This is a genomic window from Ruoffia sp. FAM 20857, assembly GCF_045528645.1.
Lineage (GTDB): Bacteria > Bacillota > Bacilli > Lactobacillales > Aerococcaceae > Ruoffia > Ruoffia halotolerans.
Genome location: NZ_JBGQRB010000007.1, coordinates 1 through 13,445, shown reverse-complemented (window position 1 = coordinate 13,445; position 13,445 = coordinate 1). Strand labels below are relative to the sequence as shown.

Genomic DNA, 13,445 nt, shown 5'->3' with positions numbered 1-13,445 from the left:
AAAAAATGGAGTTCATGTCAACAAAAAACGCTAAACTTCAATTCTCTCACTTTCACTCTTACTTACTGATAATACTGTGCCTGTGCACTCCATAATTCCTGGTACTTTCCTTTTTCATTCACCAGTTCTTTGTGTGTGCCTCTTTGTACGATCTCCCCTTGATCAAAGACGAGTATTTCATCGCAGAATTTGGAGCTTGAGAGTCTATGGGAAATATAAAAAGCTGTTTTATCTTTTACTAAGTTATCAAAGTTTTGATATATTTTAAATTCAGTCATTGGGTCCAGTGCAGCGGTCGGCTCATCTAAAATCATAACTGGCGCATCCTTATATAAAGACCGAGCGATGGCTATTTTCTGTTCTTGGCCCCCAGAGACACTGACGCCTGATTCTTCAAATTCTGTTCCCAGGTAGGTTTCTTCCTGATTGGGTAGATTTCTAACGAAGTCGCCTAACCCGACTTTATCTAAGGTAGACAACACTTTCTTTCTATCAAAAGAGGGTTTTACAGAAACGTTTTGTCCCAATGAAAATCCGACTAGATGGTAGTCCTGGAAGACAACGCCAAACAGATTGAAGTATTCTCTTAAATCATACTTATGGGCATCGATTTTATTCATTTTTATTGTCCCTTCACTCGGTTCATATAAACGAATCAGTAGCTTAATAAACGTTGTTTTACCTGAGCCATTTTCTCCAACTATGGCATACTTTTTACCGACTTCAAACTTTTCAGTGATGTTCTTTAGGACTGTTTCATCTGAGCCGGGATAAGAAAAACTCATATTCTCTATTGCGAAATGATAGTCATTATCTAACCTTTTTTCTACAGGTAAACTGCCGACGACCTCTTCATCAGGCAAGTCCATGAATGCATAATACTGCTCTAATTCACCTGGTGAAGAAATCATCATCATGCCGTGCTGGATAACATCTGGTAAAGCAGAGACCATTTGACTGAGTGCGCTGGAAAGTTGAATAATCAAAGCAACAGGTAAAGCTCCGATTAAAACAAGCAAGCCGACATAGGCATAGGTCAAATAGGTCATCACCTGAAATAAGCCGGTAGTAGGGATCATCATGGATCGAAAGCGTTTATAGTTTTCAGACAGTAATCTCCCTGTCTGTTCAGACTCAGCTCTTTTATTTTCGATCATTTTTTCAGTTAAATTGTAGAGGCGCATTTCTTTTCCGGACTTAAAGTCCTGAAGGATCCCATCTTCATAGAAAAATCGGGCATTAGATTCTTTCAATTCCGCAAGAAGCGCTTTTAGCCGTTCACCTGATTTTTTGGATGACGCGATTTGAATCCATACACTGATTCCAATCAGTAGAAGAAAGACACTGATAACAAGACTTGGGTGCATCCACCAAAAGTCGTCTGGTAGTAAGCCGGTGTCTACTCTAAATAACGGAGTGAGTAAAATAACCCCCCATATAATACTGACCAATCCAGGCATCATTTCTTTTATACGGACATTGATCATCGGAAGAGAAGATTGGCTGCTCATCATATTTCGGTTGATGATTTCTAATTCTTCTCTTACTTCTGAACTTTCCGCATAATGGTAATGCATAGTTAACATCTTTTTATTTGGTTCAGCAAAGAGTTTTCTAATAAACAGAGAATCCTCATGAGTGATTAGCGGGTCTATCCATCCAGAAATCAGTTGCAACACCAACAAGATGACCAAATACTGCATGATTAAAGAAGGGATGCGTGTCATGTCATCTCTTGTTAAGGCATCCACAATTTGGGTCATATAGATGTAGCCGATAAAAGGCAAACTGTATCTCGCCAATGATTGGACAAAGAACAGAACATAGTAAGTTTTGCCAACTCTAAACAAATCTTTAAAGGCACGTTTATACACGGTCAGCTTTTCCATTAAATCACCCCTCCTGTTACGACTGGCTCGTCTTCTTCCTCTTTTTCTTCCTTATCATGTTTATAGTAATAGGCTTGTGCTTCGTAAAGCTTAAAGTAATCTTTTTGCTCAGCCATTAATTCTTCGTGCGTTCCGACTTCTGTTATATCTCCATTTTTGATGTAAATAATGCGATCACAAAAACGGGTAGACGAAAGTCGGTGAGATATAAAAATAGATAATTTATCTTTAGAAAACTGGAAGTAATCCTGATAAATCTGATGTTCGGCGATCGGATCCAAAGCCGCAGTCGGTTCATCCAGTAAGAGAACGGGTGCGTCTTTATATAAGGCTTGAGCTAGTTTCAATTTTTGTAACTGCCCTCCCGACAAATTCACTCCATCTGGATAAACAGCGCGCACAATTTTTGTCTCGTCTCTTGACTTGAACTTTGAAATGATGTCAGTCAAGCCACTTTGTTTCAAGACACGATTATACTTTAATTCATCAAAGGGCAAGCCTTGAATGACCGTCTCTTTAATGGAATAGGTCAATAAAAATTTCTCCTGAAATACAGGCGCAAATAAAGCATAATAGTCTGAAATGTTAAACTCACTCTGAGCTACTCCGTTAATATAAATTTCTCCAGTATCTGGTTTAAGTAAACCGGCAATTAAATTAGTCAGTGTCGATTTCCCAGCCCCGTTTTCTCCTACTATAGCTAAATTTTCGTATGGTTTAATGGTTAAAGATACATTGTTTATCGTTGATGTATCATTATTTGGATAAGTATAGGTCACATTTTTTAATTCAATCGACAGAGGTTCTTTTGGCAAAGGTCTGCCTTCTCCATGGTTAAATATTTGACCTTGAGACATAAAGTCATCATATTTTTTTGTCTCGTTTAAACTCGTATTCATTTTGCCTATAGCGTTGACTAAAGTCATGATGGTTTGAGCTAAGATCGTGACAGACCCGGCAAAGATGACAAAGCTAGAAACCGGAATCGCTCCTGCCGCAATCAATTGAACACTTCTAATATAAGATAAGGCAGATAGACCGATAATCCCTATATTTACCAGAGTACTTTCTGTCCATGTCAACTTTACTTTCGGTTTGATAAGCCGGTGGTATTCCGCAATTGTTTTATCTTCAATCTGCTTGAACCAGTCTTTCATCTGGAAAATACGTACATCTTTAGTGATACGGGATTCCCCATACACTTTTTTCAAGTAACGTAATTTTTGAGAATTGGCTGCTTTCGCTTGAAATAATTTCCGGTCCATCTTCACTTGCCATACGTTAAAGAAGACAACGATGAGCAGAAACACACCCACTAAAACAAGAAACAGAGATTCTAATTGACTTAATATATTGATATACAAAACAACCCCTAGAAATGAACTGCATAATTCAATAATTTCTGTTACTAATCGGCCAAAAAGGGTCGTGTTGTTATCGGTCAATTCACTGGCATTGTTGTATCTCTCCTGCGCTTCTTTTCCTATAATGAGCGGATAATCCAGCTTCAAATACTTCGTTTCAATTTTATTTCTCATGAAATCTCTCAAATGGTTCATATTCTCTTCTTGGTAGAGCATAAAATAGTAGTTACCCATTTGAGCGATGCCAATAAGAGCAATAAATACGAGTAATCTTAGTAGGTATTCTCTAATCGCTACCCCTTCCATTGACCACTGAATCACAAAAGCAGATAAAAGCAATTGGAGTAAGGGTAAGGCCGCGCTAATAAGGGGAGCTAATAGAATGGCTATAAATACTGTCGGTTTGAATGCATATAATTCCTTCAATAGAATTTTTGTATACTTCACTTTTTCTTTCATCTTCATCACCTCAATCGTATCTTACCAAAAAAATACACTCCCTATTCAGAAGTGTATGAATGGTTAGTATTTGGTTACGAACGGTTTTTAAGCGGCAATGTCACTTCTGTCGCAAACACGCCATCTTCCCATTTACGGTTGACCATGCCTTGATACCTCTCCACTGCCTGGTCAATTCGGTACAAGCCATAGCCTCTTCTGTTGATGCTTTTTAATGTAAACAGAGAAGGTTTTGGATTCTCTGTCATCGTGTTCGTCACATTAATATATAACGTGTTTTTCATTGGTGCTATGTATAAACGAATAAAACGTTCATCAGAAGAACTGGATTCTTTCTCAGTCGCTTCTATAGCATTAGTCAGCAAGTTACCCAATATAATTGCTAAATCGACATGCTCTACACCCAGTTCATTTGGAGCAATGGCTGTCGCATAGAGGGAAATCCCTTTTTGTTTAGCAGCTGTCAACTTTGTATTAACGATGGCATCTATCATCGTATTTCCTGTTTGAATGATCGTATCGACTTGATTCAATTCATTGGTCAGCTGTTTAATATATGCATCCAGTTCATCCAGACGGTGGTCATTCATTAAGGTGTGCATCACCTGTAAATGATTGCGATAGTCATGACGAATGCCTCTCATCTGTCTATAAATCGTTTCGACTTCTACACTGTATTGGTCGAGTTCCTTTTCTTGTATTTTATAAAAATCAATGCTCTTTTTTTGCCTAACTATAACTATCCCTGCACTGAGAAGGATAATAAGTACGACGGTTAGTCCTATCCAATCAGTCATTGTAAAACACCGCTCCTTTATTAAAGGCAATAAATTTTTCTTGAACTGTTTTAGCGAGACGCCTAGAAACAGGGACGGTTTGTCCGTTGGATAATTCAACATCTGTTTTTAATAGGCGATGGATGTGAGCGACATTGACTAAGTAACTTCGGTGAGTCTGGATAAAGTCAGCGTTAAGCTTGTCCTCCAATTCTTTTAAAGGACGAGTGACGGTTATCACTTGATTGTTTAAATGAATCTCACATTCACGTTTAATGACTTCAATGTACAGAATATCATCCAGTAGAAGTTTATGCATCTCACCTTCTGCTTCCAGTGTTAAGGTTTCTTTCACTAAGGGTTTTTTATCGAGATGTCTTTGAATGACTTGCTTAATTTTGTCTCTTTCAATGGGTTTGAGTAGGTAATCCAGTGCCTGGACTTCATAACCTTGAACGGCATGTTCGGCGAATGCGGTCGCAAAGACGAGCGTCACTTCATGGTCTATTTCTCTTATTTTCTTAGCCACTTCCAACCCATTAATCTGCTTCATCTCGATGTCCAAGAATACAATATCTAAGCCCTTGTTGTCTTCTAACTCAAAAAGAAAGGCTTCTCCACTTGAATAGGAGGATACTTTTGCGTGTAGACCCATTTCTTTGATTGTTTGATTGATTAGTGACTTCATCGCATCGAGTTGAATGTTTTCATCATCTACTATCGCTATGTGTAATTCTTTTGACATTCAAAGACCTCCTCTTCTCCAATACTCATACTATCCGTTCCACTTGATTTTTCCTAATCATCGTCGTTAGACATAATATAACATAAATGATTGATGGCAATAACAAACAATTAGTGGTTGGTCGTTTTTTTAAGCATTATGGTGTTTATTATTATGGTGTGTTGTAAGATGAAACGCAACACTAAAAAAAGTCTTTGCATTCAAATATCAAACGTGGTATTATACTGATGTTGCACGCAAATGCATAATAATTAACTGTGGTTTAGCATATAAATCACGGCAGAAAGGAAGTAGACATATGAAAGCAGGAATTCATCCAGAATATTCACAAGTAGTTTTCCGTGATACATCAACAGGTTTTGAATTTTTATCAGGTTCTACAAAAACATCAAATGAAACAGTAGAGTGGGAAGATGGAAACACATATCCATTAATCCGTGTTGAGATTTCTTCAGATTCTCATCCATTCTATACAGGACGTCAAAAATTCACGCAAGCCGATGGACGTGTGGACCGTTTCAACAAAAAATTCGGTTTCGCAGACAAGAACGCAAAACAAGAAGACTAATAGCATAGAAATGTTGTTAAAACAACATTCAAGAGGTTTACTGTTCATAGCAGTAGACCTCTTTTTTTGTTTGTTAGATAAATAACTTAAAAAATTTAAGAATGGTATTGTATTAAATTCACTATCGTGTCTATTTGTAAAACATTAAGCACGCTGGACAAACTACTTTTCATTTGGTGCGTAAAGGTGAGTTGATAACCTATCAACCGTGTTTATCTAAAAAGTGAGTCACAATTAGTCTACGGTACGTGGATTGTTAATAGAGTCAGTAAGGATTAAAATAGTCTAGAGGTGGGTATATGGATAAAAAGAGTAGAAAACAATTAATAAATGAGTATAAAAATAGAAAACCAGAGATGGGTATCATCTCCATTAAAAATAATTCAACTAAAGAACGTTTTTTAGACATATCTAAAAGTATACAAGCAGATTTAAATAGTCACCGCTTTAAGCTAAAGGCAAACTGGCACCCTAATCATAGAATACAAGTGTTATGGAATGAACATAGTGAAGCAGACTTTGAGTTCTCAGTCATTAAAGAATTAGAATATGAAGATTCGACGGTAGATTATACAGAAAAATTGGAAGCCATTTTAATGGAATGCTTGGAAGCTGATCATTATGCAAGCAGATTAAATAAAGAATAGAAGAAGGGGTAAGGAAGCGAACCATGGATAATATTAAGATAGGTAATTTGATTGCTCAATTACGACAGGAAAGAGGATTGACTCAACAAGACATTGCGAATGCGTTAAGTATTAGTAATAAGACAATATCAAAGTGGGAGTGTGGTTTAGGAGCGCCCAATATTTCACTCTGGGCAGATTTATCCACCATTTTAGGAGCAGATGTCGTTGATTTAATGGAGGGTGAAATGACTCTAAACGAACCTGATGGTGGGAATATAAATAAAATCCGCTTTTACGTCTGTCCGACATGTCACAATGTTTTAGTCAGTACAGGGAGTGCATCAATCTTTTGCTGTGGAAGAAAGTTGACTCAACTTGAAGTGGTAGAAGATGAACATGCTCCAAATATAAAGACTGAAGTGGTTGATATTGATTATTTTATAACCATTGATCATGAAATGACAAGAAATCATCACATTCTTTTTGCAGCTTATGTTAAAGGGGATAAGTATTTCTTGAACCGTCTTTATCCCGAACAAGATCCGACAGTGCGTATGCCATATATGGCAAATGGTCAGTTATATTTATATTGTATCCAACATGGATTAACTAAGTATTCTATATAAAATATCTAAGCAAACTTGGCTACCTAGTTTAATAGCAGAAACACCTGACGACAGATTTATGCGTCTAACCCAGGTAGCTTAACATTCGCTTCGCAAGTAGTTGCGATTAACTTCCAAACAGTTGCAGCAGCTAACAACTATTGGAAATAAGAGACAGTATAATCCTCAATAATTGTAGTTATTTTAACTACATTGTTGAGGATTTTTTTGGTCAGATAATGTCCTTGAGAAAAAGTCAGGGACACGATATACGATTTTATCCCCTTGAAAAAATCTTAAGGACACAATTCACACTTGCGACCCATTATCCCGTCATTGCATTTAACTCAATGCCTGCCTTCGCTTTTTTGAAGGTCAATAATGAAAGTTTAATGAGCGGTTTCGTTGACTTTAAGGGTTTAAAACGTTACCATTCTAATAGATATTTGATTGACATTTAAACTAAATTATTAGGAGGATTTATATATGTTATTTGAAAATGTTGTCGACGCAATTGGGTATACACCCGTAGTTAAAATCAACGGTCTAGATGATTCTTATGCAGATGTTTATGTAAAACTTGAGAAGAATAATCCAAGTGGATCAGTGAAGGATCGCCCTGTAAAATACATCATTCAAGATTTATTAGATAAAGGTGAACTAAAACCAGGTGGAACAATCGTTGAATCAACAAGTGGTAACACAGGTGTTGGTTTAGCAATGGTTGGAGCAGCGTTAGGTATTAAAGTAATTATTGTAATGCCAGACTCAATGAGCGTTGAGCGTCGTAAACTAATGCAAGCTTATGGAGCAGAATTAGTATTAACACCAGCTTCAGGTGGAATGAGTTTAGCAGGAGAAAAAGCGGAAGAAATTGCTAAAGAGAAAAACGCACCTATCTTCGGCCAATTTAAAAACGAAGCAAACGTAACTTCACATGAAGAAACAACTGCCCGTGAAGTATTAGAAGATGTTCCGGATGTTGATGGTTTCGTTGCAGGTATCGGTACTGGAGGAACAATTACAGGTGTAGGACGCGTGTTAAAAGAAAATAATCCAGAAACAGTTATCTGGTCAGTGGAGCCAGAAGCTTCACCAATCTTAACAAAAGGAGAAGCAGGATCGCATAAGATTCAAGGTTTAGGAGCGAACTTTATTCCAGAAATCCTTGACCAATCTGTCATTGATAAGATTGAGACAGTATCGAACGATGAAGCGATTAATACAGCTGTTGAGTTAGCGAAGTCACAAGGGATCTTAGCTGGATTTTCTTCTGGAGCAAACTATGCAGTAGCATTACGTTTAGCAAAAGAATTAGGGAAAGGTAAGAAAGTAGTCGTTGTATTACCAGATAGTGGAGAACGCTACTTATCTTCTGGGTTTTTCGGCGATGGACAAGCAGAATAATTATAGCGACGAAGCCCTTGAACTCGCGCAATACATTTATGAAAATGACCCTGCCGCAACAAGCGTAGAGGAAGTCACTGACTTATACCCAGGCTTTAAAGCAGTTAAAAATCATTTAGAAGCGCATAAACTTTACTTAGAAGGTGAAATTTATGAAGCACGCAAATTATCAGAAGTGTCTCGAACTGAAACAGGGATAGAAATTCATCCCGGCGCAAAGCTCGGTAAGAATATCTTTATCGATCATGGTATGGGTGTGGTTATTGGTGAGACAGCGATTCTGGGAGACCGGGCTAAGCTTTACCACGGAGTGACTTTAGGTGGAACAGGGAATGAGAAAGGTAAGAAGCGCCATCCAACAATTCAACATGATGTTGAAATTGGAGCTAACGCGACTTTACTAGGTAACATTACTGTTGGTCATCACGCCAAAATTGGTGCCGGTGCCGTCGTATTTAAAGACGTCCCACCGTATGCAACGGCCGTAGGCGTGCCAGCTCGTATTATTCTTCATGATAAAAATTGGAACCGTATCGGGGAATATCAAATTTAAAAACAAAGACGTTCAGTCTCTCTATTGGAGATTGAACGTCTTTTGTGTACATTATTGACCGTCTTTAATAATTTGAATAAATCGGTCAGTGAAATTTGCGGTAAAACCCCATAAAACTTCATCAGGAAAATGGTAAAAAGGAATTTTTTGTTTGACTTCATTAAAGGGATATTTTTCACCTTGCTTAATCAGATGAAATGGAAATTCCTGATTTTCTTCCTTACCCTGATTTTGTGTATACTCAAAACTCAATTGATAAAAAGTGGGTTTGTTTTCCATTAACTGGTCTAAAGGAATTGTGAACAATCTTTCTACTTCAATATTTGGATAAATATCTTCAAAGGCCACACTGGTAATTTCTCCAACGTAACAATAAATAATTCGATTGGCAGCAATAATATAATCGATTTCCCCATAGAGGTTAATGTTCTCACGTTGGATATTTAACTCCTCCATCGTTTCACGAACAGCAGCTTCTTCAGGTGATTCATCCGTTTCAATGCGTCCCCCAGGGAAAGAAGTTTCACCTGGTTGTGAGATATGTTTACTACGAACTTCATACAGCACATGCCATTCATCCTTTATTTTTATGAGCGGGAGTAGAACAGCGTAACCTCTTTGAACTCCGAGTGCTTTAGCATCATAATGTTGGATAATCTGTCGAATTTTCTTCATATTCTCTTCCTTTTACTCTCTCGAAAATATTGTTAAAATGATGCCATTAACGGTATACTATAACTAATATTTGAAATGAGGTGTGAGTTATGTCTTTTGGTAACGATGATAACATTTTTCGTGCATTACAGCAATTTATTGACCAGTATGGAGATGAATTTGAAAATATTGAAAAAGCAATTGAAGCTTTTATGTCGTTTTATAATAAAGGTAATCTAGAAAATGAGATAGAATCAACACCTGAAATGGAATCAGCAGAATTACTCGAACTATCAATGAGTATCGATGATGAGAAGCAGCGCAAGGCTTTATTACGTGAAGCGATTGAGTTGTGGCCAGAAAATTGGAACGCCCATTTAGAACTCATTGAAGGCTCTTTAGTTGAACAAATTGAACAAATTCGTAAACTGGAAATCACAGCGTTTCATAAATGGGAAGAAACAGATCAAGTCGGCTGGATAAATTATGAAGAACGTCCTTACTTAAGATTAAAGTTTATGTTAGCCGTGATTTTATTTAAACAAGGCTTGTTAGAAGAAACGTTAGAACATTTTGAAAACTTATATGAGATTGACGAGATGGATAGTTTAGGGGCACGTTATTATATTATGTCGATTTATTGCCGGACATATGACTTTGAAAGTGCCTATGAACTGTTCTCAGATGTCCCTTACCCAGCGAGTGAAGATGATCGAATGATTATTCCATTGCTTGTTGTGGCAGCTTTGACTAATAATTTGACGTATGCTAAAGATTTATTCTTAGATTTAGAAGAAGCAAATGACAATCTCTTTCAATTATTTATGGACGATTCTTGGCCAATGGATTTAATTTTAGGTTTTGGTGAAGTTGATCATTTCCAAATGAATTCCTTTGAATCTATTGCGGTTGCATTAAATGATATTTTACCTGTCGTAGTTAGCTCAGAGTATTTGTTTGACTGGATGTTGGAGGAGTATGAAGCAGCAGAACCGCATGAGCGGGTGAATTTAAATGAGAAAGTTATTTCGTTTACAGGCGCGTCCAAGCAATACCGAGCACAAACGAATCCATTTACTTATAAGTCCTATCTAGAAATACCCGTTCTGGCAGATGTCGTACATAATGCGGCGGTAACACTTCAAGAAATGGGACTGGTAAAAGTTGAAGATTTCTCAGCATATACTGAAAAAGAGCTCTTAGCCGTGAAGCATATCGGTCCACAAACCATTAAGCAATTAAAAGCAAACGGTGTAAAATTCAAAAAGAAATAAGCACCCCTGATTTAAGCATTTCCGAGCGCAACTTGTGCAGGAAGTGCTTTTATTGTTCTTATAAAATATAATAGAATATAGAGGCTGTATCACTCCTGTATTGAAGGGAATCCAAACCTTGAGATAATTACTTTTAGAGTGTAAAACCCTTTCAGTTTTAACTTGGATATGATACAGTGTTATATATAAAAGTAATACAGATTAAATAAAAAAATACGTATAAATCAGTTGAAATAAAGGAGATTATTATGGAAAGAATTGGGAACTTTTTATTAATTACTAAAGATGGCGATAACTATACAGTGAGTATGTCTGCAGAATTACAAGATGATGTTGGAACCGTTGGTTTTGTGGAATTTAACCAAGAAGATAACTTAGAAGTGGATGATGCGATTTTAAACTTAGAAGCATCAAAGACAGTATTAGAGATTGCATCTCCCATTGCTGGAACAATTGTAGAACGCAATACAGCAGCGGAAGATAATCCTCAATTATTAAACTCAGCGAAAACAGAGGAGAACTGGTTAGTAAAATTAACTAACGTTGACGAAGAAGCATTCAATGCTTTAGAAGAAGCTTAAGCATAAGCAATACATGGACGCATTTAAGTAGGGGCCAAGCCCTTTACTTAAGTGCGTCTACTTTATCTATGAAAATGTGAAATTGAAAGGACGAGTTATATGGAAGCAACCGCAGATCTTGAATGGATGATCCAATATTTATCAAAAGAAGATGATGCCCCTACACTTGAAGAATCGGAAGATGCTTTTAAGAAATGGCGTCATTTGGTCAATGTCCGTCCACCAAAAGCAATCTCGGAAGAGTACTTAGAACATGAGGACCGCTTTCTAAAAGCAAATAATAATCAAGAAGAAGCAGTAGCTTTAGAAGATTTAACGCCAGTTGCAGGAGATAATATTTATCTTTGGAAAGGTGACATTACAACTTTAGCGGTTGATAGTATAGTGAATGCAGCCAATTCAGAGCTGTTAGGATGTTTTATCCCAAATCACAATTGTATAGATAATATTATTCATACAAAGGCGGGTATTCGTTTACGACTTGCATGTCACGAAATTATGACTGAACAAGGGAAGAAGGAACCGGTAGGTAAAGCAAAATTGACCCCAGCCTATCACTTACCAGCCAACTATATCATTCATACTGTTGGGCCAACTGCCAGTGGCAGAGTGACAAGAATCAATCAAAAGTTACTTGCCCAAACATATCAGGCATGTTTAGAGATGGCTGATCATAACCAACTTGAAAGTATTGCTTTCTGCTGTATTTCAACCGGGGTCTTCGGCTTTCCGACTGAGCCAGCAGCGGAGATTGCGATTAAGACAGTTCGTGATTATTTAATTGATCATGAGACAGATTTAAAAGTGATTTTCAATGTGTATGAAGACGAAGATGAAGCGATATATCAAAAGAAATTAATTAAAGGAGACGCATGATGGCAAATTATTGGAAGACCCTTGAAGCAGAGCAAGGAACTTTAGAAGATGGACAAGTGTTACAAGGATTGCTTGATGAAGCGGATGCCATTGTTGTAGGTATTGGAGCTGGAATGTCAGCAGCAGACGGCTTTAAATATATTGGATCGCGCTTTACAGATGCCTTTCCTGACTTCATTGAAAAGTACGGCCTACTAGATATGTTACAAGCAAGTCTGTTTGACTTTGAAAGTGTGGAAGAGTATTGGGCATTTCAAAGTCGCTTCGTTGTCTTAAACTATTTAGATCAACCAGTAGGGCAGTCGTACTTAGATTTAAAAGACATGTTAGAAGGACGCAATTACCATATTATTACAACTAATGCCGATAATGCCTTTGATATAGCCGATTATGATAGTGACCATGTCTTTCACATTCAAGGTGAGTATGGTTTATGGCAATGTTCAAAACACTGTCATCAACAAACTTACCGCGACGATTCAGTAATTCGTGAGATGGTGGAGCAACAGGAGAACATGAAAGTTCCGTCTGAATTAGTACCACACTGTCCAAAATGTGGTGCACCTTTTGAAATTAACAAGCGAAATGAAGAAAAAGGTATGGTGGAAGACGGCGATTTCCATGCACAAAAAGATCGCTATGAAGCCTTTCTAAAAGAAAATGAAGGCAAAAAAATAGTCTTTTTAGAAATCGGTGTGGGACACACAACGCCTCAATTCATTAAACATCCCTTCCAAAAAATGACGGAAGCAAACGACAAAGCATTATTTGTTACAATGAATAAGAAAAATTACCGAATTCCAAAAGCGATCCGCCCGCAAACAGTTCATTTAGCCCAAGACATCGCTAATACGATTCACAAAGCTAAAAACTTCGATGCGGTCAAATAAACATATAATAAAGCACTCGTATCCCAGTGATGCGAGTGCTTTTTAGCATGTGCGCCCGGCATGGGCGATAACTTGGTGGTGAAAGTCCACTACAGACTTGGCAGTAGGAACTGTTAGCTAAAGGCAAGGGTGTCCACCGTGAGGTGGAATCTGAAGGAAGCCGGAGGCAAACACT

The 13,445-nt window shown here is 37.5% G+C and carries 15 protein-coding genes; 10 read left to right on the top strand and 5 right to left on the bottom strand.

The window, feature by feature from the left end; all coding sequences use genetic code 11:
- Positions 1–62 precede the first annotated feature (62 nt).
- From ACEN4N_RS02700 to ACEN4N_RS02685, 4 genes are all read right to left on the bottom strand, one after another.
- Positions 63–1,889 (bottom strand): ABC transporter ATP-binding protein, encoded by a 1,827-nt coding sequence (locus ACEN4N_RS02700; RefSeq protein ID WP_407093610.1) that lies wholly within the window; start codon positions 1,887–1,889, stop codon positions 63–65.
- A complete protein-coding gene (locus tag ACEN4N_RS02695; RefSeq protein ID WP_138404518.1) occupies positions 1,889–3,718 on the bottom strand; it encodes an ABC transporter ATP-binding protein in 1,830 nt (609 codons plus the stop codon). Before ACEN4N_RS02695 ends, ACEN4N_RS02700 begins: the two co-directional genes overlap by 1 nt.
- Before the next feature lie 68 nt (positions 3,719–3,786).
- Positions 3,787–4,509: a sensor histidine kinase gene (locus ACEN4N_RS02690; RefSeq protein WP_407089082.1), complete on the bottom strand. Its 723-nt coding sequence runs from the start codon at positions 4,507–4,509 to the stop codon at positions 3,787–3,789.
- The gene (locus ACEN4N_RS02685; RefSeq protein ID WP_138404516.1) at positions 4,502–5,233 is read right to left on the bottom strand and encodes a LytTR family DNA-binding domain-containing protein; all 732 of its coding nucleotides are present in this window, start codon (positions 5,231–5,233) and stop codon (positions 4,502–4,504) included. The genes ACEN4N_RS02690 and ACEN4N_RS02685 overlap by 8 nt, the downstream gene beginning before the upstream one ends.
- A 298-nt stretch (positions 5,234–5,531) precedes the next feature.
- Between ACEN4N_RS02685 and ACEN4N_RS02680 the strand changes: the two genes are divergently transcribed.
- The 6 genes from ACEN4N_RS02680 (at position 5,532) to epsC (ending at position 8,995) form a co-directional block, all read left to right on the top strand.
- Positions 5,532–5,801, top strand: a complete 270-nt coding sequence (locus ACEN4N_RS02680; protein ID WP_138404515.1) for a type B 50S ribosomal protein L31 — start codon at positions 5,532–5,534, stop codon at positions 5,799–5,801.
- A 299-nt stretch (positions 5,802–6,100) separates the two neighbouring features.
- A complete protein-coding gene (locus tag ACEN4N_RS02675; protein ID WP_338487132.1) occupies positions 6,101–6,448 on the top strand; it encodes a GIY-YIG nuclease family protein in 348 nt (115 codons plus the stop codon).
- A gap of 23 nt (positions 6,449–6,471) precedes the next feature.
- Positions 6,472–7,056: a helix-turn-helix domain-containing protein gene (locus ACEN4N_RS02670; protein WP_138404513.1), complete on the top strand. Its 585-nt coding sequence runs from the start codon at positions 6,472–6,474 to the stop codon at positions 7,054–7,056.
- A 54-nt stretch (positions 7,057–7,110) separates the two neighbouring features.
- On the top strand, positions 7,111–7,206 hold the full coding sequence (locus ACEN4N_RS02665) for a hexameric tyrosine-coordinated heme protein (RefSeq protein WP_138404543.1): 96 nt from the start codon (positions 7,111–7,113) through the stop codon (positions 7,204–7,206).
- Between the two features lie 315 nt (positions 7,207–7,521).
- Positions 7,522–8,442 (top strand): cysteine synthase A, encoded by a 921-nt coding sequence (gene cysK / locus ACEN4N_RS02660; RefSeq protein WP_138404512.1) that lies wholly within the window; start codon positions 7,522–7,524, stop codon positions 8,440–8,442.
- Positions 8,426–8,995, top strand: a complete 570-nt coding sequence (gene epsC, locus ACEN4N_RS02655) for a serine O-acetyltransferase EpsC (protein ID WP_407089088.1) — start codon at positions 8,426–8,428, stop codon at positions 8,993–8,995. The genes cysK and epsC overlap by 17 nt, the downstream gene beginning before the upstream one ends.
- Positions 8,996–9,046: 51 nt before the next feature.
- Here epsC and ACEN4N_RS02650 read toward each other — a convergent pair whose 3' ends face one another.
- Positions 9,047–9,670, bottom strand: coding sequence for an NUDIX hydrolase (locus ACEN4N_RS02650; RefSeq protein WP_407089089.1), 624 nt, complete (start codon positions 9,668–9,670; stop codon positions 9,047–9,049).
- An 89-nt stretch (positions 9,671–9,759) separates the two neighbouring features.
- On the opposite strand from ACEN4N_RS02650, the gene ACEN4N_RS02645 reads away from it, so the two are divergent.
- From ACEN4N_RS02645 to ACEN4N_RS02630, 4 genes are all read left to right on the top strand, one after another.
- Positions 9,760–10,923, top strand: a complete 1,164-nt coding sequence (locus tag ACEN4N_RS02645; protein ID WP_407089090.1) for a tetratricopeptide repeat protein — start codon at positions 9,760–9,762, stop codon at positions 10,921–10,923.
- Between the two features lie 248 nt (positions 10,924–11,171).
- The gene (locus tag ACEN4N_RS02640) at positions 11,172–11,504 is read left to right on the top strand and encodes a glycine cleavage system protein H (protein WP_407089091.1); all 333 of its coding nucleotides are present in this window, start codon (positions 11,172–11,174) and stop codon (positions 11,502–11,504) included.
- 99 nt (positions 11,505–11,603) lie between these two features.
- Complete coding sequence (locus tag ACEN4N_RS02635; protein WP_407089092.1) at positions 11,604–12,380, top strand: protein-ADP-ribose hydrolase; 777 nt, start codon at positions 11,604–11,606, stop codon at positions 12,378–12,380.
- Entirely contained in the window at positions 12,380–13,270 is an 891-nt protein-coding gene (locus ACEN4N_RS02630; RefSeq protein ID WP_407089093.1) for an SIR2 family NAD-dependent protein deacylase, read from the top strand. The genes ACEN4N_RS02635 and ACEN4N_RS02630 overlap by 1 nt, the downstream gene beginning before the upstream one ends.
- Positions 13,271–13,445: the final 175 nt, after the last annotated feature.